The organism is Bacillus sp. ISO11, assembly GCF_003458115.1.
Classification (GTDB): domain Bacteria; phylum Bacillota; class Bacilli; order Bacillales; family Bacillaceae_G; genus Bacillus_A; species Bacillus_A cereus.
The window spans coordinates 92,199-118,124 of record NZ_QXCO01000014.1; the positions used below are offsets into that span (position 1 = coordinate 92,199).

A 25,926-nucleotide genomic window follows, 5' to 3' on the forward strand; every position below is an offset into this window, starting at 1 on the left:
CTTTTTTTGATACCGTTTACAATTACATATTAACTCGTATATATAAGTTAGTCAACACTCGTATATACGAGTTTGTGTTTTTTTTATAAAAAAAGAGATGAAACAATATTTTGTTCCACCTCTTTACTTCCTGCGTGCCACATCCGAAAAGTGAAAAATATCTAAACGGTGGCGTGATTCTGTATATTCAAACTGACTTCCATCATACAAATGTGTAAAGTTTTTCACAACGACAACATAGTCTGTTCCATTTAAATCTAAATACTTTCTGTCATCCTCTGTACATGGCTGTACTTCAATTACCCTCTGCGAATAACTAATATGTAGCCCAAGCTCTTTCTCGATGTATTTATAAATCGATGCAGTTGCAATTTCTTTCGTTAATCCTGGAATAAACTCAGATACAAAATGATTTATATCTAAAATTACTTTTTCTCCATCAATATTTCGTACACGTTTAATATGATCAATCTCTGTTTTTTCTTTTACATTTAATAATTTTGCAATTTCTTTTGTGGCTTTTTCTTTGTCCATTTCCACAACTTCCGTAATACAATGACGTCCCAAACGTTCATTTTCTTCTTGGAAACTTACAATACCGCCAAAATTAAATTCAATATTTTTTCGCTTTAAAACAAAAACACCTTTTCCATGAATTTTTTGCACATATCCACGCTCTTGCAGTAAATCTACAGCTTTTCTCACCGTGCCTCGGCTTGCCTCATACTGCTTCATTAATTCTGTTTCTGATGGGATTTTGCATCCCTCTTTTAATTGTTTATTATCAATAGATTTACTGATTTCTGTATAAATTTGTTCATACTTACTCATCATCTACAATAGCCCCTTGTCACCTTCTAATTCTATATGTATTATAACATGCTTCACTCTTCTGCCAATCTCTCACTTATTTTCCAGTACAAGAAAAATATAGGTAAATATTTAATCTTTAAAACGTATTTTTATAAAAATTTTTATATTTTTCTTTTCATTCAAAAAAACATGTAGTATACTAACTTCAAAATCAGAGGAGAAAGGGAGCAAAGAACTATGCTTACTTATACAACAACTGTAGTTACATTTGCACAAAAACATCATCATCATACGTAACCCTTGAAACCTAGCGGAAAAATTACGCGTAGGTACAAGGGTTATTCCCGTTGTACCTACGCTTTGGCAAAAGAGCCATGTAGGTATTTTTTTATCTACATGGCTCTTTTTTTATTGTCAAAAAGCTAGTAAAAAATGATGTTTAAGCAAAACTTACTACAAAGGAGTTAACAAAAATGGAAACGAAAAAATGGGGATTATGGGTTTTAACAGCATTTGTTATCGGGAATATGGTTGGCGGTGGCGTATTTATGCTTCCAGCAAATTTAGCACAAGTATCAGGTCCAATGGGTTCTACACTCGCATGGAGTATTACAGGCCTTGGCGTATTTATGATTGCACTTGTATTTGGAAATTTAGCGATTCGTAAACCAGAATTAAAAGCTGGACCACAAAGCTATGCTCAAGCGATGTTTCCTTCAAAAAAAGCTGGTAAAGTTGCAGGATATAGTATGGCATGGGGATATTGGGCTGCTAACTGGGCTGCAACAGCATCTGTTATTATTTCCTTTGCTGGATATTTATCAACATTCTTTCCAGTTTTACAAAGTAAGCAAATTCTTTTTTCAATAAACGGATTTTCACTAGAACTCGGAAAAGGGTTAACTTTCCTTGTATGTAGCCTTATGCTATGGGGAATTCAATATATTCTTTCGCAAAATATTGATCGAGCTGGAAATATGAATCTACTTGCTACTATTGCAAAAATTATCGGATTTACAATGTTTATTGTAATTACATTGTTCATTTTCAACGCCTCTAATTTCGGAGACGGTCAAACCTTTATGAATGAAGCAGGACAATCAATCTCATTAGGTGGCCAAATCAATTCAGCTGCTATTGCAACACTCTGGGCATTTATCGGTATTGAATCAGCAGTTATGCTTTCTAATCGTGCAAAATCACAGCGCGATGTAAAAAAAGCTACGATTTTCGGATTAATTATCGCTCTTCTTATTTACATGTCAATTACTTTACTTACAATGGGAGCTCTTCCGCAAGATGCTTTAAAGGAGTCTCAAAAACCGTTAGTAGATGCATTAAATTTAGCAATTGGAAATAAAGGTGCATATATAATGGCCTTACTCGCTCTTATATCTTTATTTGGATCTACAGTTGGCTGGATTGTTGTTAGTTCAGAAGTACCTTACCAGGCAGCAAAAAATGGACTTTTCCCTAAGTTTTTCGGGAAAACAAATAAAAAAGGTAGTCCTTCAAAATCACTATTGATTACAAATATAATGACGCAAATTTTCTTATTTTCAACGATTTCTGGTACTGTTTCAGAAGCGTATAGTTTCGCTATCGTCGTAGCAACATTAGCCTATTTAATTCCATACCTTGTTTCTACCTTGTACCAATTAAAATTAGTTATTACAGGAGAAACGTATGATATACTGCCCGGATCTCGAGTAAAAGATGGAATCATTACGACATTAGCGTTGGTATACTCTATTTGGGTTATCAAAACGGGAACTGCTGATTTAAAAACATTCTTCTTAGGAATTGGATTGTTCGTATTAGGTCTTATTCTTTATCCAGTACTAATGAAAGACTCACAAAAAACGGATTAAATAAAGAGAAGCTGCTGGCTTCTCTTTTTTATTAAAAATCTGTAATTAACTTTTCTTTTAGCTCTCCTACAGATAAAGGTTTCGCATAATAAAATCCCTGTACATAATCACAGCTCATTGATTGTAACAAACTCTCTTGCTCTACTGTTTCTACTCCTTCAGCAACTACTGCTAAATTTAAACTATGAGCAATTTCAATAACGGATTTTACAATCGTTCGTTCTGGTTGTGCGTGATCATAATGAAATTCACGAATAAAATTACGATCAATTTTTACAATATCCAGTGGTAGTTGTTTTAAATAATATAAGGAAGAATAGCCAGTTCCGAAATCATCCAAAGCAATTAAAACACCCATATTTCTTAATTCTTGTAATGTAGCAATAATATAATCAAAATGGCGGACTGCTATGCTTTCCGTTATTTCTAATATTAAACGGTTCGGAGGAAAACCAGTTCTCTTTAAAATGCTACGTACAGAGAAAATAAAACGTTTCTGCATTAATTGTTGTATAGATAAATTCACTGATAACTTTAGTCCTTCTTGATAATTGGGCAATGTTTTAAACAATCGGCACGATTTTTCTAATACCCAGTCTCCTAGCTTTATAATAAGTCCAGACTCTTCAGCTACCGGGATAAATTCGTTTGGTGAAATAGGTCCGTCTTCTGTCATACAGCGTACTAGAGCTTCTATACCAGAATATCTCTTCGTTTTCAAATCAATAATAGGCTGCAATACTACATCTAACTCTTCATCACGAATTGCCTTTTGCAAAGCAAACTCAACTTTCATTCTACGATTTATTTTCGCGCGTAGCTCATCTGTAAAGAAACATGCAGCATTTCTCCCCTGTTCTTTTGCACTATACATAGCTAAGTCGGAGTTTTTCAATAATGTTTCCACGTCTTGTCCGTCTTGTGGATAAGAACAAAGTCCTAGACTAGCTGAAATATATACTTCATGGCCTTCAAGAATAAATGGTGCCTGGAAACATGACAACACAGATGTCGCTAACTGCCTCATATCATCTTGTCTATGATTTTTTGTTAACAGCACAAATTCGTCGCCACCTAGCCTAGCCAGAACATCTTTCTCTCCTAGTACATAATGCAACCTTGAAGCGACTTCGCTTAAAAGTAAGTCCCCTATCATATGACCTAACGTATCATTTACTAATTTAAAACGGTCCAAATCAAAGTAAATCATACCAAATTCTTTTTTATCTGCAATCAATTTATTAACGGTCGTTATTAATTGCAAACGGTTCGGCAAACTCGTTAAAGCATCATGATAGGCAAGTTCCCTATAACGACTTTCACTTAGCCGCAACCTCTGTTCCGCTTCTTTTCTACTACTAATATCATTTCGTATTGCGATAAACTGGTAAGGCTCTCCTTTTTCATTTAAAAATGGAACAATTGTTGTTTTGACCCAATAATATGTACCATCTTTTGCTCGATTCCGAATCTCACCTGTCCATACTTTCCCATTCAAAATACGTTTCCATAAGTTTTGAAAAAAGGTTTTCGGATGATGACCTGAATTTAAAATACGGTGATCTTTTCCAATTAATTCTTCTCTTTTGTATTTAGAGATTTCACAAAATTTATCATTTACATATGTAATAAGACCTTTTCGATCTGTAATTGCAACAATTGAAGACTCATCTAATGCTAACTTTAAATCTCGCAACGAAGAGTCATATAATGCATGACCTCTCTGTTCTAGCATGCGCATCTCTCCTTGCTTCTATCTGACTAAAACACAACCTGTTTCTCTTCATAGAAATAGAGATATTTCATTTTCTAATACTAGCCCTTTACATAAATTATCTTTTTAAATAAACCGATTAAAATAACATAATATTATTTGTAATAAAAAGCAATATTATACCGTTTCAATTATAACTGGTAGCTTCCCATATCTCTAATTACTTCGCGCCTTATTATACCGCAATCCTTTTAAGTAGCTCTATGCAAGCCTTGTTTCCAACTAATACCACTCATATCTGATCTCTTTGTTTTTAATAACGAAATAGAAATTAGATCATACTACATAACTATTCACAAATAATAATATGAAAATCTACATTAATGTGCATGTTTTTGAATTACAATAACAAAATATTAACATATTTCCACCTTAACTTTGGAATTATTTTATAAATAAATACTGTATTAAACTAAAAAAGAGGATAGCCTCTTTTTTAGTTTAATACGAATATGGTATTTGCTGATAACCTGGGTATGGCATTGGATACGTTACAGGGTATGGTGATGGATAAGCTACTGGATATGGAGCCGGATAATATCCTCCACTTGTTGCACCTGTTAATGCACCAGCTGTCAGTCCGCCTAACACTCCTCCTACAAAGCTTCCAGGGAAAAATCCGCCTCCCCATGAACTACCACCACCCCAGCCCCATCCGCCTCCGTGATGATGATGGTGATCATAGTGATTGTGTCCTCCATGGTGATGATGTCCACCATGATTGTGTCCTCCATGATGATGATTTCGATAGTACAATCCATTATTTTCTATATAATTCATGTTTCTCCGCTCCTTTTCGATTTTTTCATTTTCATATGCGTTAAGAGTGGGATAAAAAATGGGATAGTACACTGTATGTAGGACAAATGCGGAAAGTATAGGTGAAATGTCTATATTTTGTAAAAAAAGCAAAACACCTTATAATAAAGATGTCATATTACATCTTCTATTTAAGAAGTCTATATTGAAAAAAGATTAGGGGAATTATATAGAAATGAAGAAGCCTATCGTTCAATTACTATTAATATTTACAATTGTATCTATCGTTCTGTTCCTATTAAATACATCGTATATTTCGTTATATACATTTGTCGGTGCTCTATGGTCCATCACAATTGTCGGAATTTCATTCGTTATTTTTATAGAAAATAGATCTCCACAAAGTACGTTAGCATGGTTTTTAGTATTAGCACTTCTTCCTATTATAGGTGTGCTTTTATACGCTATTTTCGGACGCAGCCGCTGGAGAAGAAAAAAACATCTCCATCGTTCAGAAGAACAAAGAAAATTATTCCGTGAAATATTAGAAGGAAGAAGACTAGAGTTATTACTCACAGTCCCACTAAATGAACGTTCCATACATTTAACAGAAGTCATACAAAAATTTGGAGGTGGTCCTGCCGCAGATAAAACAACTACAAAACTTTTAACAAACGGAGATCAAACATTTTCAGAAATTTTGCGAGCTATAGAGCAGGCAAAGCATCATATACATATTCAATACTACATTTATAAATCTGATGAAATTGGTACAAAAGTTCGAGATGCTTTAATACAAAAAGCAAAAGATGGTGTTATTGTACGCTTCCTTTATGATGGCCTTGGAAGTAATACGTTACGACGACGATTTTTGCAACCTATGAAAGAAGCTGGGATTGAAATTGTAGAATTTGACCCTATTTTTTCAGCTTGGTTACTTGAAACTGTCAATTATCGTAACCATCGAAAAATTGTTATTGTAGATGGAAAAATTGGTTTTACCGGAGGACTCAATGTCGGTGATGAATATCTTGGCCGTTCCAAGAAATTTCCTGTTTGGCGTGATAGTCATTTAAAAATAGAAGGAAAAGCATTATATAAATTACAAGCAATCTTTCTAGAAGACTGGCTCTATGCCTCTAGTGGTTTAAATACTTATTCCTGGGATCAATTCATGAATAGACAATACTTCCCAGGTAAAGAGATTTCAAATGCAGAAGGTGCTGTTCAAATCGTAGCAAGCGGACCAAGCTCCGATGATAAAAGTATTCGTAATACATTATTAGCTGTTATGGGCTCTGCAAAAAAATCCATTTGGATCGCTACACCCTACTTTATTCCAGATCAAGAAACTTTAACATTATTACGCTTAAGTGCAATTGCCGGAATAGATGTACGGATTTTATATCCAGGTAAAAGTGATAGCATCATTAGTGATCAAGCATCTCAATCCTATTTCACTCCGCTTTTAAAAGCTGGTGCTTCTATTTACAGTTATAAAGATGGTTTTATGCATGCAAAAATTGTACTCGTTGATGATACAATTGCAACTATTGGAACAGCGAACATGGATGTACGTAGCTTTGAATTGAATTACGAAATTATTAGCGTGCTTTATGAATCAAAAACAGTTCACGACATTAAACGTGATTTTGAAGAAGATTTTAAACATTCAACTGAAATTAAATGGAACTCTTTCCAAAAAAGAAGTATAAAAAAACGCATATTGGAGTCTTTCATGAGGCTCATTTCTCCTTTACTGTAGGCAATCAACTTCATCTTGATTGCTTTTTCTTTTCCCTTTATCCTCCTTCCTTTTCTTTGCATACCATATTAAAACAAGTTATCATAAGATGTATTACTTTATGAAAATAATGTTAGGTGGGAAATACATGTTAGAACAATTTCATATACATGCTGATTTAAAACAACAGCTTTCTACGATTCATGAAAAGAATAAACAAGAAGCTGGTGAAAATGCACATTTAATCGGAACGAAAATATATAAAGCGTCTGATAATAGCATTATTGAAGATGCGATTACAGCACTTCTTCTTGGCAAGAACATTCTATTAAAAGGACCGACTGGTAGTGGTAAAACAGTACTAGCGGAAACTCTTTCTTCTTTATTCCAAAAACCAATGCATAGCATTAACTGCTCTGTCGACTTAGATGTAGAGGGTATTTTAGGATACAACACACTACAAACGAAAGATGGTGCATCTGAAGTTTCATTCGTTAACGGTCCTCTTATGAAAGCAATGAAGAACGGTCACTTCCTATATATTGACGAAATCAATATGGCAAAACCTGAAACGTTACCACTTCTTCACGGCGCATTAGATTACCGTAAAATGATTACAAACCCATTTACACAAGAGGTTGTATACGGTGATGACGAATACCGTGTAATTGCTGCGATTAACGAAGGTTACGTTGGAACAAGTGAACTAAATGAAGCGTTAAAAAACCGTTTCGTTATTATTGAAGTTCCTTACATTCAAGGTGATACATTAAAAGAACTATTATTAGCAGAATCAAAATTAAATGATGTTGCAACAATTGAAAAGTTTGTTGCATTTGCAAGCGACCTTATGCCTTTAGCTCGCGATGGACGTGTAAGTGAAGAAGCAGCAAGTATTCGTGGTATTATCGACGCATGTGATTTAGGTGTATATATTCCTGTTATGCGAGCGATTGAACGAAGCATAATTGCAAAACTTAATGATGAAACAGAACAAATGACTGTCCGTGAATTAGCAGAAAGTTATTTCTTTGAGGGATAATTTATGAGACAAATTTTTAGTGACAAAAAAATTGATGCGTCGCTGTTTCTACAAATGGAAAACTTAATGTATGCCCTTCTAAAAGAAGACGATGCCTATCTTGAATATGGCTATAAAGCATACTACGACGAAATTGAAAAGAAAGTTGTCATTAGTCACTTTTGGGATGATCGAAAAGAAGAAGATACAGTAATCGGATTAAAAAGCGAAGTGTTCTTAAAAGCACTTGGTAATAAACATTACTCGGACATGACTTTAATTCGTTCTTATGCGATTGAATTGCAAGAATCGCCCCTAAAAAAGTTTTTAACACAATTATTTGTTCTATTAGAAGATTTACGCGTTGAGGAAATCGTAAAGAACTTACGTCCTGGCACGAAGCATGTTTTTAAACGTCGAAAAGAAATGTACCGCAATTATTTCGGCTCTCAAAATGAAATAAACCGTGTTCGTAATTATCACGGTGATCGTCTATTTTGCCTATGCTATCTTTCATTAACTAGCGATAAATACGAAATGTTTAATAATGAATATTTTGAGCAAATTGAAGCGATTTTACATGAAACATTCCAAGCACGTAATACAGAAGATATTATGTATATCGTTGAGAAAATTCGCTATCGCTTAGAGGCGCTTCTTGAAAGCGATATGCTTAACAACTATTTCGGACATGCTCCACTTTACTTATCTGTCCTTGCAGACGAAAAGAACTGTCGCGTCGAAGATTTAGCAAATGATGATACGCAGCTTATAGATGATGATGAAAATAAAAACAAAATGGATGAAAGTTTCTCCACATGGCATCGTGAAAATAAAAATAACGAAAACGAGAACTTTTTACGCTTTGAATTAGAAAGCGGAACAAAAACTAATATGATGGGTGATACTGCCCGTGAATCAGAAGATGGCGACCAAGCACTTGGTTCTGTACAAGGTACTTCACAAAAAAGTACACAATCCAACTTTGATGGCGCTGATACAGAAGAAGCAAGGGCTTCACACGCTTCTAGCCAGCACGACGGTGCATACGGTAAGTATAATGTAGGTGCTTCTCATACTTTTAAAGAAGCTCGCAAACCAAACTCAGATGAGAAAAAAGATTACCAAGCTATCAAATCAGTCGTCAATAAAGATGTAAAAGAATTAAAGAAAATTATCGAAAAAACAATTGAAAATAAAACGAATGCGAATAGTGATAAATATTACGGAAGACTTCGTAAGAAATTCCTTCGTATTTATACCGAAAAACAACCGCGTATGTTTTATAAAAAAGGACAAGAGTCACAAGAACTCGATGTTGCATTCCAACTATTAGTTGACTGTTCTGGTTCTATGTATAACAAAATGGAAGAAACGAAGAAGAGTGTTGTACTATTCCATGAAGCTTTAAAGTCTTTAAAAATCCCGCACGCTATTAGCGGATTTTGGGAAGATGCCTCTAGCGCTAAACCTGAAGATAAGCCGAACGTTATCCATGAAGTTGTAAATTATAAAAACTCAACGTTGCCAAACGTTGGTCCAGAAATTATGCAACTTCGTGAAGAAGAAGATAACCGCGACGGATATATTATTCGTATCGTTTCTGAAAAACTTGCCAAAAGACCTGAGAAACATAAATTCTTACTAGTCTTCACAGACGGTGAGCCTTCTGCGCTAGACTATCAACAAGACGGAATTTTAGATACGCATGAAGCTGTTAAACTCGCGCGTAAAAGTGGTATGGAAGTAATCGGTATCTTCATCGAAGAAGGCGAAGCGAAAGAAGCAACTTATCAATTGATGAAAAACATTTATAACCATCACTTCTTAGTTGCAAATCATGCTGAAGATTTACGATTGAAGATTAAACCATTGCTGAAAAAACTATTACTGAAGACGATTGAATAGAAAATAGGAGCCTTGTGGCTCCTGTTTTTTCGTTCAATTACTTTGTTTCTGGTTGAAACTTGTATGGAATGGCTACTTCTAATAAAGATTCAAATCCTCCGTCATAGTATGGGAAACGCTCATTCGCAATTGTTCGATCTACCCACTCTATTGCAGAAATTTCACCTTCATCTTCCGCAATAAGTTCCCCTTTTACTACATTCGCTCGGAATGTAAAAAATAGTGCATGATTCCCTGATTCTTCAAAGAATTTTTCATTGACCGCAACAAGCCCCCCAGCCAAGGCGGTTAAACCTGTCTCTTCTTTCACTTCTCTTATTAGTGCTTCCTCTAATATTTCACCTTTTTCCACAGCCCCACCTGGCAATGACCAAACGTTTTGTTCTACATTATGTACCATTAATATTTTATCTGTTTCTTCGTCATGTATTAGTGCGTATACGACATCAACTCTTTGCATAAGACTTCTCTCCTCCCAAAAATAATGAAGAGCCGATTCCTAAGAATCGACTCTTCCTATTAATTCATCACTAACTCAGCTGTGAGCTTTTTTTTTAACTTAGCCAGCATGTCCGTTGTCATTTTGTCTAAATCGTATTCTGCTTTAAAGCCCCACTCTTTCATTGCTGCAGTTGCGTCAATAGAGTTTGGCCAGCTATCAGCGATTGTTTGACGAGCTGGATCTACTGCATAATCCATTGTAAACGTCGGAATGTGTTTACGAATTGACGCTGCAATTTGCTCTGGCTCGAAGCTCATTGCTGTAATGTTAAATGCATTTCTATGCACTAGCTTACTTGGATCAGCTTCCATTAATGAAATGATCGCTTGTAAAGCATCAGGCATATACATCATGTCCATGTACGTTCCTTCAGCAATGTATGAGGTGTATGCACCTTTTTTAATTGCCTCATAATAAATTTCAACTGCATAATCAGTCGTTCCGCCTCCTGGAGGAGCTACGTAAGAAATTAAACCTGGGAAACGGACACCGCGCGTATCTACGCCAAATTTTTGATGATAATAATCACATAGTAATTCTCCTGCCACTTTGTTTACCCCATACATCGTAGTAGGACGCTGAATTGTATCTTGCGGTGTATTATCTTTTGGCGTCGATGGACCGAATGCACCGATAGAACTTGGCGTGAAGAACTTACAGTTTAATTCACGAGCTGCTTCTAGAGCATTTACAAGCCCACCCATATTTAAATTCCATGCAAATAACGGATTTTTTTCTGCTGTTGCTGAAAGTAAAGCTGCTAAATGAATAATTGTATCTACTTCATTACGCTTTGCGATATCATGTAGTTTTTGTCCATCTGTTACATCTAACGTTTCAAATGGACCAGACGTTACTACTTCACTATCTGTTTCACGAATATCTGTTGCAATAACATTTGATGCGCCGTATACATCACGAAGTTTCATTACTAGTTCAGAACCAATTTGCCCTAAAGAACCGGTTACTAGAATTTTTTTCATTTTCCCCACTCCTCATTTGCAAGCTATTCAAAAGATGTCGTTACTTAAATGATGCCCATTTCTTTTCCTACTTTTTCATACTTAAGAATTGCTTCATCTAACATTTCTTTCGTATGAGCTGCTGTAGGCATATTACGAACGCGTCCTGTTCCTTTTGCTACAGTTGGGAACACGATAGATTTTGCGTATACCCCTTCTTCATTTAGACGTTTACTAAATTCTTGTGTTAATACTTCGTCCCCAATGATACAAGGTGTAATTGGCGTTTCACTTTCTCCAATGTTAAAGCCAAGTTCTTTTAATCCTTGTTTCAAGTAGCGGCCATTTTCCCATAAGCGATCGTGTAACTCTGTGCTTTCCATTAAGATTTCAATTGATCTCATGCAAGCTGCTGCATCAGCTGGTGTTAATGCTGTAGAGAATAAGAATGGACGTGAACGAACTTTTAACCAGTCAATTAAGTTTTGTTTCCCTGCTACATATCCACCAATTACCCCAATTGCTTTTGATAATGTACCAATTTGGAAATCAACTTTATCAGAAAGACCGAAGTGCTTTACAGTTCCTGCACCTTTTCCAAGTACACCTGAACCGTGTGCATCATCTACGTATGTCATTAAATCTAACTCTTCTGCAATCTCAACAATTTCTGGTAGTTTTGCAACATCTCCATCCATTGAAAAGACACCGTCTGTAATTACCATTAATTTATTGTAAAGACCTGATTCTTTCGCCGCAATTGCTTTTTGGCGTAAATCTTCCATATCCGAATGTTTATAAACAATAATTTTTGCTTTTGATAGACGACTACCATCAATAATAGAAGCATGGTTTAATTCGTCTGAAAGAATTGCATCATTTTTATCCATAACAGCTGAAATCGCTGCCATATTACAGTTAAATCCTGATTGATAAGCAATTGCTGCTTCTGTATGTTTAAACTTTGCAATTGTTTCTTCTAACTTAATATGCAAATCTAAAGTACCGTTAATTGTACGAACAGCCCCTGCTCCAACACCGTACTTATGAATAGCACCAATTGCTGCTTCTTGCAAACGGCTATCTGTTGCTAATCCAAGATAGTTGTTTGAAGATAAGTTAATATATTCTTTTCCGCCAATTGTAATGATCGGTCCATTTGAACTCTCAAGCGGATCAATTACGTTATAAAGCCCCTTTGATTTTAAATCCTCTAAATTTTCTTCTAAAAATTTCGCAAGTGTTTTACTAGACATCGTGAAGCCTCCCATCGTTCATGTAAGCGGATTATTGTCTTAATAGTTCTAATAATCCCTCTACTAGCTTAACACGTTTTCAGAATTTATTATAGAAAAATAGTTTAAAGTAACCGCTTACAATTTTAGATTATATATGATTCATTACAATAAATCTATTATTTACTTTTCATATTTGATAGAATTAAAAAAATATTTCAGGAGGTTTCAAACATGGCATTTACAGAATCTGATGTATACAATAACACAGCATTTTTCGAACAATATATGAAACGAAGATACCGAGAAAATAGCCCAAATGAATCCATTGAAAAACCAGTATTCTTTCAGCTCATTGGTCATGTACGAGGAAAACAAATTCTCGATTTAGGCTGTGGTGATGCTAAGTTTGGCGCGGAATTATTAGAAAAGGGATGCTACTCTTACACCGGCATTGAAGGCTCTGAACTTATGTATGAAAAAGCTAAAAAACAACTAGAAAATAAAAATGGATCTGTTCATTTTTTAAACCTCAAAGATTATACCTACCCCTCTTCCACTTTTGATTTAGTAACATCTAGACTCGCCTTACATTATATTGAACATCTTGATACCATTTTTCAAAATGTGTTTCAAACTTTAAAAACAAATGGCACCTTTACCTTTAGCGTTCAACATCCCGTTATTACTTCTTCGTTTGAAAGCTTACAAACAAGTGGTAAAAGAACGAGTTGGCTCGTCGATGATTACTTTAAACTAGGCAAACGGGTTGAACCATGGATTGACCAAGAAGTTATTAAATATCATCGTACAACGGAAGATTATTTCACATTATTACAGCAAGCTGGATTTACCATTACATCATTAAAAGAAGCTACACCAAATCCACCCTATTTTCAAAATGAAGAAGAGTATAAACGTCGCTTACGTATTCCTCTCTTCCTCTTATTTTCTTGTACCAAATAAAAAAAACGATGAATCACTCATCGTTTTTTTTATCTCATTACCTGAGCAACTTCTTTAACTACACGTCTTCCTCTTCCGTGAGGTATACAAAGCGGTGTTCCAAACAACGGATCCGTACTAATTTGACACTCCATTCGGAATACATCACGTACTAGTTTCTCATCTACCACTTCTTCAGGTTTACCTTGTGCATATATTTGTTTATCCTGAATGGCTACAATGTTATCTGCATAGCGACATGCTAAATTTAAATCGTGTAATACCATGACAATTGTTCTTTGTTCTGTTTCATTTAATTCGAATAATAAATCTAGCACCTCAATTTGGTGAGTCATATCTAAATATGTAGTAGGCTCATCCAGTAAAATAATATCTGTATCTTGTGCAAGCGTCATTGCAATCCAAGCACGTTGTCGTTGTCCACCTGAAAGAGCATGCACATCACGCTCAGCAAATTCTGTCATACCTGTTGCTGCAAGTGCCTTCTGTACCATTTCCTCATCTTTTTCTGACCACTGTTTCAGCCATGTTTGATATGGATAGCGTCCTTGTTTTACAAGTTGCAATACTGTAAGCCCTTCAGGTGCTTGCGGTCCTTGCGGTAAAATTGCCATTTGACGAGCAATTTGCTTAGTTTGCATACTTTGAATAGCTTGATTATCTAACAAAATATCACCAGTTGTTGGCTTTAATAATCTAGCTAGTGAACGTAATAAAGTTGATTTCCCGCAACCGTTGGAACCGATAAAGATTGTAATTTCACCTTTTGGAATTTCTAAATTCAACTCATCGATAATAATTGTTTCACCATAAGACAACGTCAAACGTTTCGTCTCCAATGCTTTTTGCATATTCATCTCCCTTTATGAATTCCGACTTTTATAAAGTAAATAAATAAAATAAGGTGCACCAATTGCTGATGTAAATACCCCTGCTGGAATTTCAAGTGGTGTGAAAACTGTACGCCCAATTAAATCTGCAGCAAGTACTAGAATTGCACCAACAATAGCTGCAACTGGGAGTAATGCACCGTATAAAGAACCAACTAGCCTTCGTGAAATATGAGGTGCCATTAAACCGACAAATCCAATTCCTCCGGCGAAGGCAACTGCTCCCCCAATTAAAGCCGTACTAAGTAATAACATGAATACGCGTGACTTCGTTAAAGGAACACCAAGTCCTACCGCAATATCATCCCCTAGCTCTTGCGCATTTAAATGTCTAGCAGCTATAAATGATATTACCGTTAAAATGAGAACCCACGGTGCAAGCACCATAACGTTTTGCCATGAAGAACCATAAACAGTACCTGTAATCCATACATTCGCTTGACTCGCTTGATAAATTGGTGCTAACAACATAAACAAAGTCGTTGCCGCTTTCGTTAATGCCCAAAACCCCACACCAATTAAAACAAGACTAATCGGCGATAACCCGTCATTTCTCCATGCAAATAAATATACAAAAAGCGCCACAATCGTTGCCCCAACAAAGGCTGCTAACGGCATATAATGAATGCTTACAGTTAGCGCATTATTTTTATCACTAAATATAGCTAAAAACAATACAACTGCAACACTTGCCCCGCCCGTAATCCCGATGATATCCGGAGAAGCAAGTGGATTTCGAACGAGACCTTGTAAAATACATCCTGCTACAGCAAGCGCAATTCCTACGAGGATAGCAATTAAAATACGTGGCATACGAAACTTATTCACAACCATATTTGACATCGCATCGCCATTTCCAGTAATTGCTTGCCATACGTCATAAGGAGCAATTTTCATGTCTCCCATACCTGCGCTCGCAAAGAATAATCCTATTAAAACAACTAGTAAACTTAACAAGACGAGACAAGCTCGTTTATACATTAAAAACGAGAGCTCACCTTTTCCTATACGAAACGGAATATATTTCTTCATTTGCTAAGCCCTCTCTTACGTGCAATATAAATAAAGAATGGAGCTCCAATAAATGCTGTCATAACTCCTACTGGTACTTCTTGTGGCATAATGACATATCTTGCTGCTATATCAGCCAATATTAGTAGTATTGCACCTAACAATCCGCTATAAGGCACTCTCCATCTGTGGTCAACTCCAACAAGAAATCTCGCAAAATGCGGAGTAATAATTCCAATAAATCCAATTGGGCCAGCAACCGCAACCGAACCACCAGACAACAGTACAATAATAAGTAACACGAATGATTTCATTAAAATTGTTCGTTGTCCAAGTCCTTTCGCGACGTCTTCTCCCATCATCAATGTATTTACTTTCCCTGCCATCATAAGAGATGCAATCCATCCTATTAATAAATATGGGAATACAGATTGTAAAATTTCTAACTTTCTCCCTTGCACAGATCCAGCAAGCCAAAATAATACCTCTTCAAGTGCTTTTTCATTTAACACAAGTAATCCTTGTGTTAATGATGAAAATAACGCACTAATTGCGACCCCTACTAACGTTAACTTAAGAGGAGTAGTTCCTTCTTTTCCTAAAGAACTAGAAGCAAATACAAGTACAGCTGCAACCGCCGCTCCTAAAAAGGCAATCCATGTGAAAGCTGATAATGATGTTACTGAAAAGATTACAATTGCTACAACTATGAAGAACGCAGCACCTGAATTTAATCCAATAAAATCTGGAGAAGCAAGTGGATTCTTAGTTAAAGTTTGCATAAGACAACCAGCAATGGCTAAACTAGCACCAACACTAGCTGCAATTAACGCCCTAGGCAGACGTACATTTTGAATAATAATATGTTCATTGGAACCGTTAAAATGGAAAAAAGCATCCAATGCTAGTTTCCAACTCGTATTTGTATACCCGAAAATAATACTTCCCCAAATACAAATAACGACTGCAATGATTCCAACAAATAATCCAATCCATTTTGCTCGATTTGTTTTTAATAACATGCAGCGTTTCCCCTTCAATGTATAATGATACGTTGTTAGTGTATTTCAACTTAATTCTCATTGTCAACGGAAATGAGAATTATTTTCACCCATATGTATTGACAATCAAAAGATAAAGGCTTAATATCATGCTTGCTATTGAAAAATATTCTCAACATGTAGGGGGTACATAATGAATTTCATGCGGAAGAAATCGTTTACAGTATTTGTATTTTTACTAGCATTTTCAATGCTTTTAAGCGCTTGTGGAAAATCAAATAACAAAGAAGAATCTACAAAAGAAGATAATAAAAAAGAAGTGGTTACTGTAGAACATGCAATGGGTAAAACAGAAGTTCCTGCTAATCCAAAACGTGTAGTTATCTTAACAAATGAAGGAACTGAAGCTTTACTTGAATTAGGTGTGAAACCAGTTGGTGCTGTAAAGTCTTGGACTGGTGACCCATGGTATCCACATATTAAGGATAAAATGAAAGATGTAAAAGTTGTTGGTGATGAAGGACAAGTTAACGTTGAAACAATTGCTTCTTTAAAACCAGACTTAATTATCGGTAATAAAATGCGCCACGAAAAAGTGTACGAACAACTAAAAGCAATTGCACCTACTGTGTTCTCAGAAACATTACGTGGTGAATGGAAAGATAACTTCAAATTTTATGCAAAAGCATTAAATAAAGAAAAAGAAGGTCAAAAAGTTGTAGCTGATTACGAATCACGTATAAAAGATTTAAAAGGCAAACTTGGCGATAAAGTAAACCAAGAAATCTCTATGGTTCGTTTCATGCCTGGTGATGTTCGTATTTATCATGGCGATACATTCTCTGGTGTTATTTTAAAAGAACTTGGATTTAAACGTCCTGGAGATCAAAATAAAGATGATTTTGCAGAGCGTAACGTATCTAAAGAGCGTATTTCTGCTATGGATGGTGACGTATTATTCTACTTCACATTCGATAAAGGAAATGAGAAAAAAGGATCTGAACTAGAAAAAGAGTATATAAACGATCCTCTATTTAAAAATTTAAATGCAGTAAAAAATGGTAAAGCATACAAAGTTGATGACGTTATTTGGAATACAGCTGGTGGCGTAATGGCCGCTAACCTACTATTAGATGACATTGAAAAACGCTTTGTTAAATAATATTTCCTTAACCAGCTCCCTTCTGTGGAGCTGGTTATTTTTCAATTCACTTAAATGTCACATTATTTCGTTTTGTATTTTTATTCCCAATATGTTATATTGAGAAAGTAAATAGAATATATTTTCTTTATATCAGAATAAATGTTTTAATCTAAATTTTCTGATTAATCAATATTTTATTTTCTTTTAGAATTCAATTATTACATTTGAAAACGCTTATCATCTCGTTTTCAGGGCAAAATACAGTAACGGTCGAAGAAAAATAGAACTTTTTTAGAAATTTTCTTTCTATTTCCATATAATTCTATTGACTTCTAAATATTTTGTAAATTAAAATGATTACATAAATATCCGTTATACAGGATTAGGGGGAAACAAAAATGGATGCAGCTTTAAAATTAGACAAAGCTGGAGAGCAACAATCACCAAAAAAACATCCACCAGGGTTATACTTGTTGTTCTTTACAGAAGCATGGGAAAGATTTAGTTATTACGGAATGCGTGGCTTATTAGTTCTTTATTTAACAACGAGCTTAGTAAGTGGCGGTTTAGGATTTGATAAAGCAGTTGCCGTTCAAATTTACGGTATTTTCACAATGTTAGTATACTTCACACCGATTCTCGGCGGTTGGTTAACTGACCATTTCATTACGAAACGACATGCCATTACTATTGGCGGTATCATTATGGCGATTGGTAACTTCGTACTATTTTCAATGAATACGAAAACTGGACTATTTTTAGGATTAGGCTTATTAGTTATTGGTAATGGATTCTTCAAACCAAATATTTCGACTTTACTAGGTCAATTATATAGCGACAACGATTCTCGTCGTGATAGTGCCTTCACTATCTTCTACATGGGAATTAACTTAGGAGCTCTTATCGCTCCATTCATTTGCGGTTACTTCACAGATTACAAATATGGATTCCTAACAGCTTGTATCGGTATGATCATTGGACAGGTTGCTTTTAATTTCTTAGCACCTCGTTACTTAGGAACAATTGGTACAACTGTTGTAGGTAAACAATCTAAAGAAAAGACTGCAAAAGTAATTGAGAAAAAACCTTTAACATCACAAGAGAAAAAACGTACAGCTGCAATTTTAATTTTAACTTGTTTCGTTGTATTCTTCTGGGCAGGCTTTGAACAAGCTGGTAGTTCTTTAACACTTTACACAGATAAGTTCGTAGATCGTACAATTGGTGGATTTACAATTCCAACACCTTGGTTCCAATCTGTAAACCCACTATTCATTATCTTACTAGCATTACCTGTTTCAGCTTTATGGATTAAACTTTCAAAAACAAAAAATGGTGATTTAAAAATCCCTACAAAAATGGCTTTCGGTATGATTTTACTAGGAATCGGGTACTTAGTTTTAACTTTAGCTGTTCTAAAAACTGGTAGCGATGAAGGTAACATTACAATGAAGGCAAACTTACTATTCATTGTATTCACTTACATGTTCCATACAATCGGTGAATTATTCTTATCACCAATCGGATTATCTATGGTTAGTGCAATCGCTCCTGTTAAATTAGCATCATTATTAATGGGTGTATGGTTAGCTGGTACTGGATGTGCAAACTTCTTAGCAGGACAATTAGCTGCTTTCACTCAATCTTTAGGATATTTAGAAGTATTCGCAAGCATCGGTATTATCGTAATCGTACTGGGATTAGTACTTCTTATGTTCTCTAAGAAAATTGCACATATGATGGAATAACAAAAAAAGACGCTTCTAATTTTAGAAGCGTCTTTTCTATTACTTCTCCTCTAAAGCCGTCACGTTCACGTGAACGCTTTCTCCAGGATTAGATACATCATACACTTGAGCAACCCCGCTCTGCTCGTCACAGCTCTCAATCCATACTGGTACGCCCTCATATGTAACGTCAATTCTACTTGAAGAAGATAAAATTTGCTTCACACGTTTTACATCCATACTACTATCCCTCCTTTTGCTTACTACACTCCTTTCTATTTTTTCTTTTCCTTTTAGAATATATTCCGTAAGGCAGCATGTTGATTGATAGTCATTTCTTCCTCACATGCTAATATTTACTCTCTCGCTACCTTTCTGACAAATAAAAAAAGACGTATATTCTACACGTCTTTTTCCATAATATTCAAATTTTAAGAAAATAATGTTTTTACTACCGCACTTACTTTATCATTATGGATTTGATAATACACTTCTAATCCTCGTCTTTCAAAGCGTACTACTTTATTTTGCTTTAACTTCGTTAAATGTTGTGAAACAGTTGATTGTGGAATTTCTAATACTTCCTGTAGCTGTGTTACATTACATGTTCCTCTTTGCATAAGTTCCATTACTAGACGTAGACGAAGTGGGTGAGCTAACGCTCTTAACATTTGTACATCTTCTTCTGAAATACGACATTCGAATTGATTTTGGCTCATAAAGTTCCCCTCATTTTCGTTTTTATTTGCGTTTTTATGTTCTTTTTATTTATTTATATATCTGTTCTTATATTTCCTGTTACGACATAACTTTATCAACCTATAAAGCCGAAAAATTTTTCCATCTTCATCAGCAAAAATTCTGGAAAAAATCCTTGCTGATTTTGAATATTATACTATATGATATAACGAAAAAGCAAAATAATGGCCTACGAATACTTTGCTTGCAAACGTTGTTTTATCAGGCTTTTTGTTATATTTTCACCTCATTGAAATGCACAGTAACGGTATTGTAAAATACCGTCTATAATTGATAACCTATCGTAATGTAGTTGAACTATAATTAACCTCTTTGTTACGCTAAAAGGAATTTTCAGTAAAAAGAGATGATGTGATATTAAAAATTTGTTTCTTATTTTTTATTCGTATTGCAAGCGGTTGGATTGTTGTGCAAAACTTCCTATTAAATCCACTCACCGTTCCCCCCACTAGATCAAACAGGACAGATAATTGCATATATCAAACTTTATACTTAATATAAAAGACTTCATCTAATATACGCCTATAAGGAACATGCCATCTGAATAAGCAAAATAATATGCACATAGTTTATACAGCACACTTAAATTCATTTGAGTGTGTTTTTTGTCTACTTTATGAACAAAGCTTTTCTTTTAACACTATTATGGAATAATTATACTTTTTTACGTTGACAATAGTGTTGAAGGAGAATATACTAAGCATGTAAGTTGATTGTGAATAGTTTCACAAATAATGTGAATTTCTTCACATATAATAGATAGGAGTTGTCATTATTATGAGTACTTGGACACAAATTTATGACCCATTAAACAATATTTGGTTATCTGCACTAATCGCAGCACTTCCAATCTTTTGTTTCATCATTTGTTTAATGGGATTCAAAATGAAAAGTTACATGGCTGGTCTTTATAGTGTGATTGTCGCTATTATCCTTGCAATATTTGTTTATAAAATGCCAGCAACAGTAGCTGTAGCATCTGCCGGATTCGGTGTTTTATCTGGATTTTATCCAATTTGTACTATCGTTATCGCTGCAATTTTCCTTTACAAATTAACTGTTAAAACAGAGCAATTCAATATTATTCGCGATAGTATTTCAAGCATTACAAATGATCAACGTTTACAAGTATTATTAATCGCTTATTCCTTCGGTGCTTTCTTAGAAGGCGCAGCTGGTCTAGGAGTTCCAGTTGCTATTACAGCTGCACTACTTGTAGGTATGGGCTTTAATCCATTAAAAGCAGCAGGTATTTGTTTAGTAGCTAATATTGCTGGTGGTGCTATGGGTGCTATGGGTATTCCAGTTACAGTACCAGCACAATTAACTCAACTTGACGCATTAACTATTGGTCGTCAAACTGTTCTTATTTTACCTTTCATTAGTGTTATCTTACCTTTCTTACTTGTTTCAATGGTCGATGGAATTAAAGGTATTAAAGAAACTTGGCAAGGTATTCTTGTAAGTGGTGTTTCTTTCGCTATTACTCAATTCGCTGTAACTTACTTCTTAGGCGCAGAACTTACTAATATTTTCGCAGCCGTTGTAAGTATGATCTCTCTTGCATTATTCTTACGTGTTTGGCAACCAAAATCTTCTACTAAAGAAGAAAAACAAGAAACTAAAGTATCACATACATTCAATCAAATTTTATATGCTTGGTCTCCATTCGTATTCTTAACTGCATTTGTAACAATCTTTAACTTAAAACCGATTAAAGCTTTATTTGCTCCAGATGGTGCGTTAGCAAACTTAGTATTTAACATTCAGTTCCCTGGTCTTCATAATGCTGTTATGAAAACTACACCAATTACAAAAGCTGATACACCTTTCGCAGCTGTTTTCAAATTTGATGTATTCTCTTCTACAACTACTGCGATTGTACTAGCAATTATCGTTTCACTTATCGTTTACCGCGTAAAAGGTAAAATGGTTAAAGAATTAATGATTGAAACAATGAAAGAATTAAAAGCTCCAGTATATACAATTTGTAGCGTTATCGCATTAGCTTACGTAGAGAACTACTCTGGTATGTCATCTACACTTGGACTTGCATTCTCTTCTACTGGTAATGCATTCCCAATTCTTTCTCCAATCTTAGGATGGATTGGCGTATTCATTACAGGTTCAGTAGTTTCAAGTGGTTCTTTATTCGCACCACTTCAAGCAGTAACAGCAGACCAGTTAAACATCGTTCCTTCTACACTCGTTGCCTTAAACGTAGTAGGTGGTACAATGGCAAAAATGGTTTCACCACAATCTGTAGCAGTTGCTTGTGCCGCAGTTGGACTAGTTGGTAAAGAATCTGCTCTATTTAAAACAGCAATGAAATACAGTTTAATCTTCTTAGCTGTTATTAGCTTACTTCAATTAAACGCTGTATTTAATATCTTTTAAAAATAAAACACCGATCCAAATGGATCGGTGTTTTTCACATTACATTTCTTTATTTTTTAATAAAGAAGCTCCAGCAATTTCAGGGTGAGTCATTTCGAATGGATCTAAAATAATATCCAATTCCTCTTCTGTCAGTACACCATGCTCTAAACATAACTCCCTAACAGATTTTCCTGTTTCAATCGCTTCACGTGCAATACGAGATGCTGCTTCATAACCAATATGAGGATTAACTGCTGTAATAATTCCAACACTTTTCTCAACATATTGCTTCAGCAATTCTTCATTTGCTGTAATTCCTTCAATACAATATTCACGGAATACACGGAATCCATTATTCATAATACTAATAGATTGAATTAAATTAAATACAAGCACAGGCTCCATTACGTTTAACTCTAATTGTCCCGCTTCTGATGCTAGGCAAATTGTATGATCATTTCCAATTACTTGGAATGCGACTTGGTTAATCACTTCTGCCATAACTGGATTTACTTTACCTGGCATAATCGATGAACCTGGCTGACGTGCTGGCAATTGAATTTCAGCCAACCCAACACGTGGCCCAGACGCCATAATACGAAGATCGTTTGCAATTTTAGACATGTTCATCATACATACTTTAAGTGCTGCAGATACTTCTGTGTATGCATCTGTATTTTGCGTTGCATCAACTAAATGCTCTGCACCAACAAGTGGGAACCCACTAAACGTTCTTAAATGTTTTACCACCTGTTCAATATACGTAGGATTTGCATTTAATCCTGTACCAACAGCTGTCGCCCCCATATTCACTTCATATAAATGTTGACGAGACTGTTTAATTCTTTTTATATCGCGCGCAAGCACTCGGCTATACGCTTCAAATTCTTGTCCAAGGCGAATTGGAACTGCATCTTGTAAATGTGTGCGTCCCATTTTAATAACGTGATCAAACTCTTTTGCTTTTTTACGAAAAGCAGAATGAAGTTCTTCCATTGTAATAAGAAGCTTTTCTAACATCATAAGAGTTGCAATATGAATCCCTGTTGGAAACGCATCGTTCGTTGATTGGGCCATGTTCACATGAGTGTTTGGGCTAATTTTCGCATACGCACCTTTTTCATATCCCATACGTTCTAACGCTCTATTCGCAATTACTTCATTTGTATTCATATTAATAGAAGTTCCGGCTCCGCCTTGAATAGGGTCCACGATAAATTGATCATGAAACTTTCCATCAACAATTTCTTGCGCTGCTTCTGCAATTTCATGTCCAATGTCTTTAGCTAAGTAACCAGTATCTATATTCGCAAGTGCCGCCGCTTTTTTCACAATTGCCATTGCTGTAATGAGTGATGGATGAATGCGATATCCTGTAATTGGGAAGTTTTCTACAGCACGTAATGTTTGTACACCATAATAAGCTGCACTTGGTACTTCTTTTTCACCTAAAAAATCTTTTTCTATACGTATATCCTTCGTTGCTATCATTTTTATCACCTATACTTTTTCATTCTAAATCCTTATCCAAAAAATCCGCCCTCTAAAAACACGAGTATCATTCAGAAGAATTTTTCAGTATCCACCTTCACTATATAGTACCTTTTTTGAAAGCGCAAACATTTATTTTTCTGTATATCCTTTTTATTAAAGTTTATAGAAAATCATTCTCCTACTTTCCTTATTTCCACTCGTTTAATTTGATGCATATCCTTTTCAAGGACTTTAAAATAAAAACCGTGTTTCTCAATAATATCTCCTTCAGCAACGATTTGTTTTTGTACCATAATCCAGCCACCAATTGTATCTACATCATCAGCAATTAAATGTATGCCAAGCAAATCATTTACTTCACTAATAAGCACTTTTCCCTCTACGATTTTATAGCCTTCACTTACATGCTCTATAGGTGGATTCTCATCTTCATCGTATTCATCTCGAATTTCTCCAACAATTTCTTCTAAAATATCTTCTAGTGTAACAATCCCTGCTGTACCACCATATTCATCATACAATACAGCTAATGGAATGTGTTTTCTTTGCATTTGTAATAGTAAATCATGAATTGGAATATTTTCTAGCACTTCAATAACTGGCCTTGTATATGGCATAATCGAGCACTCCTCGTCCCGATTACCATCCATATAACGAATAAATAAATCTTTTACATTAACCATCCCAATAATTTCATCTTTATCTTCACCAAATACAGGATATCTCGTGTACTTTTCTTGCGCGATTACTTTAATATGTGTTTCAAATGGTTCGTCCTCATATAAGCCTACAACTTCCGTACGAGGTACCATAATTTCTTTTGCTACTCTATTATCAAATTCAAAAATATTATTTACATATTTAAATTCCCTTTGGTTAATCTCTCCGCTCTCATAGCTCTCAGATAAGATTAACCTTAATTCTTCTTCTGAATGAGCTACTTCATGTTCAGAAGCTGGATGTAATCCGAATAAACCAGTTACAACCCTCGCTGAACCATTCAAAGCCCAAATAAACGGATACATAACTCGGTAAAAATAAATAAGTGGTTTCGATAACAATAAGCTAACTTGTTCTGCTTTTTGTATAGCAAATGTCTTTGGAGCAAGTTCCCCAATGACAACATGTAAAAATGTAATTACTGCAAAGGCAATAATAAATGAAACTGTACTGGAAATTGTAGGTGAGAATTGCAATTTTAAAAACAACGGCTCGAGTAAATGTTTAATGGTTGGTTCCCCTAACCACCCGAGCCCTAAAGCAGTAATTGTAATACCTAGCTGACAGGCCGATAAATATTCATCTAAATTTGTAGTTACCTTTTTAGCGGCCAGTGCACCTCGTCTTTTTTCGCTAACGAGTTGATCAATACGACTGCTACGTACCTTAATAATTGCAAATTCAACAGCCACAAAAAATGCTGTTAACCCAATAAGAATGACTACCATCAATAATTTTAAAATATCCACATATGCTCTTTAGCTTTCTTAGCTAAAGTTACACCTCCTTTTAAAAAGAAGTTTCACTTTAGTTTCTTCAATTATTGGAAAGCAACTCTATATAAAATCCACCAATTTTCAAACCTCATACAATTCTAAAGGTAAACCATCAGGGTCTTGGAAAAAGACGAATTTCTTCCCCGTTATTTCATCAATACGGATCGGTTCGATCTCAACACCACATTGATTTAAATGCTTCACAGCTTCTTCTATATTTGTAACAGCAAATGCTAAATGTCTAAGACCGGCTGCTTCTGGAAAACTTTTGCGCTCAGGCGGATTTGGAAATGAAAATAATTCGATTTGATACTCTTCTCCTACACATAAATCTAATTTATAAGAATCTCGTTCCTTTCTATATACTTCATTCATTTCTTTAAACCCTAATATTCTAGTATAAAAATACTTTGACGTCTCATAATTCGAACAAATAATTGCAACGTGATGCACTCTACATATATTCATAC

At 35.1% G+C, this 25,926-nt stretch carries 22 protein-coding genes; 8 read left to right on the forward strand and 14 right to left on the reverse strand.

Annotated features, from left to right (window positions below; all coding sequences use genetic code 11):
• Nucleotides 1-123: 123 nt before the first annotated feature.
• Entirely contained in the window at nucleotides 124-834 is a 711-nt protein-coding gene (gene treR / locus D1166_RS16390; protein WP_000987242.1) for a trehalose operon repressor, read from the reverse strand.
• 452 nt (nucleotides 835-1,286) lie between these two features.
• Here treR and D1166_RS16395 point away from each other — a divergent pair, with 452 nt between their 5' ends.
• Nucleotides 1,287-2,684 (forward strand): amino acid permease, encoded by a 1,398-nt coding sequence (locus D1166_RS16395; protein WP_000448444.1) that lies wholly within the window; start codon nucleotides 1,287-1,289, stop codon nucleotides 2,682-2,684.
• Nucleotides 2,685-2,715: 31 nt separating this feature from the next.
• Here the strand turns inward: D1166_RS16395 and D1166_RS16400 are convergent, their stop codons facing one another.
• On the reverse strand, nucleotides 2,716-4,419 hold the full coding sequence (locus D1166_RS16400) for a putative bifunctional diguanylate cyclase/phosphodiesterase (RefSeq protein ID WP_000893350.1): 1,704 nt from the start codon (nucleotides 4,417-4,419) through the stop codon (nucleotides 2,716-2,718).
• A 480-nt stretch (nucleotides 4,420-4,899) separates the two neighbouring features.
• Complete coding sequence (locus tag D1166_RS16405) at nucleotides 4,900-5,238, reverse strand: cobalt transporter (RefSeq protein WP_118043358.1); 339 nt, start codon at nucleotides 5,236-5,238, stop codon at nucleotides 4,900-4,902.
• A 214-nt stretch (nucleotides 5,239-5,452) separates the two neighbouring features.
• Between D1166_RS16405 and D1166_RS16410 the strand changes: the two genes are divergently transcribed.
• From D1166_RS16410 to D1166_RS16420, 3 genes are all read left to right on the forward strand, one after another.
• On the forward strand, nucleotides 5,453-6,982 hold the full coding sequence (locus D1166_RS16410) for a cardiolipin synthase (RefSeq protein WP_000743031.1): 1,530 nt from the start codon (nucleotides 5,453-5,455) through the stop codon (nucleotides 6,980-6,982).
• A 127-nt stretch (nucleotides 6,983-7,109) separates the two neighbouring features.
• On the forward strand, nucleotides 7,110-8,003 hold the full coding sequence (locus D1166_RS16415; protein WP_000892973.1) for an ATP-binding protein: 894 nt from the start codon (nucleotides 7,110-7,112) through the stop codon (nucleotides 8,001-8,003).
• Nucleotides 8,004-8,006: 3 nt separating this feature from the next.
• Entirely contained in the window at nucleotides 8,007-9,890 is a 1,884-nt protein-coding gene (locus tag D1166_RS16420; protein ID WP_001248851.1) for a vWA domain-containing protein, read from the forward strand.
• A 37-nt stretch (nucleotides 9,891-9,927) separates the two neighbouring features.
• Here D1166_RS16420 and D1166_RS16425 read toward each other — a convergent pair whose 3' ends face one another.
• The 3 genes from D1166_RS16425 to D1166_RS16435 are packed head-to-tail and all read right to left on the reverse strand — an operon-like array spanning nucleotide 9,928 to nucleotide 12,610.
• Complete coding sequence (locus tag D1166_RS16425; protein ID WP_061655587.1) at nucleotides 9,928-10,350, reverse strand: NUDIX hydrolase; 423 nt, start codon at nucleotides 10,348-10,350, stop codon at nucleotides 9,928-9,930.
• Between the two features lie 59 nt (nucleotides 10,351-10,409).
• Nucleotides 10,410-11,375, reverse strand: a complete 966-nt coding sequence (locus D1166_RS16430) for an L-threonine 3-dehydrogenase (RefSeq protein ID WP_000723125.1) — start codon at nucleotides 11,373-11,375, stop codon at nucleotides 10,410-10,412.
• Nucleotides 11,376-11,419: 44 nt separating this feature from the next.
• Nucleotides 11,420-12,610, reverse strand: coding sequence for a glycine C-acetyltransferase (locus D1166_RS16435; RefSeq protein WP_000095905.1), 1,191 nt, complete (start codon nucleotides 12,608-12,610; stop codon nucleotides 11,420-11,422).
• A gap of 213 nt (nucleotides 12,611-12,823) precedes the next feature.
• Between D1166_RS16435 and D1166_RS16440 the strand changes: the two genes are divergently transcribed.
• Nucleotides 12,824-13,555, forward strand: a complete 732-nt coding sequence (locus tag D1166_RS16440; RefSeq protein WP_097855841.1) for a class I SAM-dependent DNA methyltransferase — start codon at nucleotides 12,824-12,826, stop codon at nucleotides 13,553-13,555.
• Between the two features lie 29 nt (nucleotides 13,556-13,584).
• Here D1166_RS16440 and D1166_RS16445 read toward each other — a convergent pair whose 3' ends face one another.
• Genes D1166_RS16445 through D1166_RS16455 form a run of 3 tightly spaced genes read right to left on the reverse strand, consistent with a single transcriptional unit; the run spans nucleotide 13,585 to nucleotide 16,478 of the window.
• Complete coding sequence (locus tag D1166_RS16445) at nucleotides 13,585-14,406, reverse strand: ABC transporter ATP-binding protein (protein ID WP_001167963.1); 822 nt, start codon at nucleotides 14,404-14,406, stop codon at nucleotides 13,585-13,587.
• Between the two features lie 12 nt (nucleotides 14,407-14,418).
• Nucleotides 14,419-15,477 carry a FecCD family ABC transporter permease gene (locus D1166_RS16450; protein ID WP_000760054.1) on the reverse strand — a complete coding sequence of 353 codons (1,059 nt, stop codon included), beginning with the start codon at nucleotides 15,475-15,477 and terminating at the stop codon, nucleotides 14,419-14,421.
• Complete coding sequence (locus tag D1166_RS16455; RefSeq protein WP_118043359.1) at nucleotides 15,474-16,478, reverse strand: FecCD family ABC transporter permease; 1,005 nt, start codon at nucleotides 16,476-16,478, stop codon at nucleotides 15,474-15,476. Before D1166_RS16455 ends, D1166_RS16450 begins: the two co-directional genes overlap by 4 nt.
• A 172-nt stretch (nucleotides 16,479-16,650) precedes the next feature.
• On the opposite strand from D1166_RS16455, the gene D1166_RS16460 reads away from it, so the two are divergent.
• Nucleotides 16,651-17,619 (forward strand): ABC transporter substrate-binding protein, encoded by a 969-nt coding sequence (locus D1166_RS16460; protein ID WP_001010274.1) that lies wholly within the window; start codon nucleotides 16,651-16,653, stop codon nucleotides 17,617-17,619.
• 380 nt (nucleotides 17,620-17,999) lie between these two features.
• Nucleotides 18,000-19,349, forward strand: a complete 1,350-nt coding sequence (locus D1166_RS16465; RefSeq protein ID WP_097855842.1) for a peptide MFS transporter — start codon at nucleotides 18,000-18,002, stop codon at nucleotides 19,347-19,349.
• Nucleotides 19,350-19,388: 39 nt separating this feature from the next.
• Here the strand turns inward: D1166_RS16465 and D1166_RS16470 are convergent, their stop codons facing one another.
• Together D1166_RS16470 and D1166_RS16475 are read right to left on the reverse strand one after the other, a co-directional pair.
• Nucleotides 19,389-19,568 (reverse strand): acid-soluble spore protein H, encoded by a 180-nt coding sequence (locus tag D1166_RS16470; RefSeq protein ID WP_000382683.1) that lies wholly within the window; start codon nucleotides 19,566-19,568, stop codon nucleotides 19,389-19,391.
• A 191-nt stretch (nucleotides 19,569-19,759) separates the two neighbouring features.
• Complete coding sequence (locus tag D1166_RS16475; RefSeq protein ID WP_000081428.1) at nucleotides 19,760-20,047, reverse strand: ArsR/SmtB family transcription factor; 288 nt, start codon at nucleotides 20,045-20,047, stop codon at nucleotides 19,760-19,762.
• 817 nt (nucleotides 20,048-20,864) lie between these two features.
• Here D1166_RS16475 and D1166_RS16480 point away from each other — a divergent pair.
• Nucleotides 20,865-22,484 (forward strand): L-lactate permease, encoded by a 1,620-nt coding sequence (locus tag D1166_RS16480; RefSeq protein WP_000109103.1) that lies wholly within the window; start codon nucleotides 20,865-20,867, stop codon nucleotides 22,482-22,484.
• Between the two features lie 39 nt (nucleotides 22,485-22,523).
• On the opposite strand, the gene aspA is transcribed toward D1166_RS16480, so the two are convergent.
• The 3 genes from aspA to gloA2 all read right to left on the reverse strand — a co-directional run bounded on the left by aspA (nucleotide 22,524) and on the right by gloA2 (nucleotide 25,924).
• Complete coding sequence (aspA, locus tag D1166_RS16485; protein WP_000562129.1) at nucleotides 22,524-23,957, reverse strand: aspartate ammonia-lyase; 1,434 nt, start codon at nucleotides 23,955-23,957, stop codon at nucleotides 22,524-22,526.
• A gap of 173 nt (nucleotides 23,958-24,130) precedes the next feature.
• Entirely contained in the window at nucleotides 24,131-25,429 is a 1,299-nt protein-coding gene (locus D1166_RS16490; RefSeq protein ID WP_061655584.1) for a hemolysin family protein, read from the reverse strand.
• A gap of 108 nt (nucleotides 25,430-25,537) precedes the next feature.
• Nucleotides 25,538-25,924, reverse strand: coding sequence for an SMU1112c/YaeR family gloxylase I-like metalloprotein (gene gloA2 / locus D1166_RS16495; protein ID WP_001017684.1), 387 nt, complete (start codon nucleotides 25,922-25,924; stop codon nucleotides 25,538-25,540).
• Nucleotides 25,925-25,926: the final 2 nt, after the last annotated feature.

Excerpts from the sequence above, each read along its gene's own strand:
- treR (WP_000987242.1), bottom strand. The coding sequence starts at position 834 with ATGATGAGTAAGTATGAACAAATTTATACAGAAATCAGTAAATCTATT.
- D1166_RS16395 (WP_000448444.1), top strand. The coding sequence starts at position 1,287 with ATGGAAACGAAAAAATGGGGATTATGGGTTTTAACAGCATTTGTTATC.
- D1166_RS16400 (WP_000893350.1), bottom strand. The coding sequence starts at position 4,419 with ATGCTAGAACAGAGAGGTCATGCATTATATGACTCTTCGTTGCGAGAT.
- D1166_RS16405 (WP_118043358.1), bottom strand. The coding sequence starts at position 5,238 with ATGAATTATATAGAAAATAATGGATTGTACTATCGAAATCATCATCAT.
- D1166_RS16410 (WP_000743031.1), top strand. The coding sequence starts at position 5,453 with ATGAAGAAGCCTATCGTTCAATTACTATTAATATTTACAATTGTATCT.
- D1166_RS16415 (WP_000892973.1), top strand. The coding sequence starts at position 7,110 with ATGTTAGAACAATTTCATATACATGCTGATTTAAAACAACAGCTTTCT.
- D1166_RS16420 (WP_001248851.1), top strand. The coding sequence starts at position 8,007 with ATGAGACAAATTTTTAGTGACAAAAAAATTGATGCGTCGCTGTTTCTA.
- D1166_RS16425 (WP_061655587.1), bottom strand. The coding sequence starts at position 10,350 with ATGCAAAGAGTTGATGTCGTATACGCACTAATACATGACGAAGAAACA.
- D1166_RS16430 (WP_000723125.1), bottom strand. The coding sequence starts at position 11,375 with ATGAAAAAAATTCTAGTAACCGGTTCTTTAGGGCAAATTGGTTCTGAA.
- D1166_RS16435 (WP_000095905.1), bottom strand. The coding sequence starts at position 12,610 with ATGTCTAGTAAAACACTTGCGAAATTTTTAGAAGAAAATTTAGAGGAT.
- D1166_RS16440 (WP_097855841.1), top strand. The coding sequence starts at position 12,824 with ATGGCATTTACAGAATCTGATGTATACAATAACACAGCATTTTTCGAA.
- D1166_RS16445 (WP_001167963.1), bottom strand. The coding sequence starts at position 14,406 with ATGCAAAAAGCATTGGAGACGAAACGTTTGACGTTGTCTTATGGTGAA.
- D1166_RS16450 (WP_000760054.1), bottom strand. The coding sequence starts at position 15,477 with ATGAAGAAATATATTCCGTTTCGTATAGGAAAAGGTGAGCTCTCGTTT.
- D1166_RS16455 (WP_118043359.1), bottom strand. The coding sequence starts at position 16,478 with ATGTTATTAAAAACAAATCGAGCAAAATGGATTGGATTATTTGTTGGA.
- D1166_RS16460 (WP_001010274.1), top strand. The coding sequence starts at position 16,651 with ATGAATTTCATGCGGAAGAAATCGTTTACAGTATTTGTATTTTTACTA.
- D1166_RS16465 (WP_097855842.1), top strand. The coding sequence starts at position 18,000 with ATGGATGCAGCTTTAAAATTAGACAAAGCTGGAGAGCAACAATCACCA.
- D1166_RS16470 (WP_000382683.1), bottom strand. The coding sequence starts at position 19,568 with ATGGATGTAAAACGTGTGAAGCAAATTTTATCTTCTTCAAGTAGAATT.
- D1166_RS16475 (WP_000081428.1), bottom strand. The coding sequence starts at position 20,047 with ATGAGCCAAAATCAATTCGAATGTCGTATTTCAGAAGAAGATGTACAA.
- D1166_RS16480 (WP_000109103.1), top strand. The coding sequence starts at position 20,865 with ATGAGTACTTGGACACAAATTTATGACCCATTAAACAATATTTGGTTA.
- aspA (WP_000562129.1), bottom strand. The coding sequence starts at position 23,957 with ATGATAGCAACGAAGGATATACGTATAGAAAAAGATTTTTTAGGTGAA.
- gloA2 (WP_001017684.1), bottom strand. The coding sequence starts at position 25,924 with ATGAATATATGTAGAGTGCATCACGTTGCAATTATTTGTTCGAATTAT.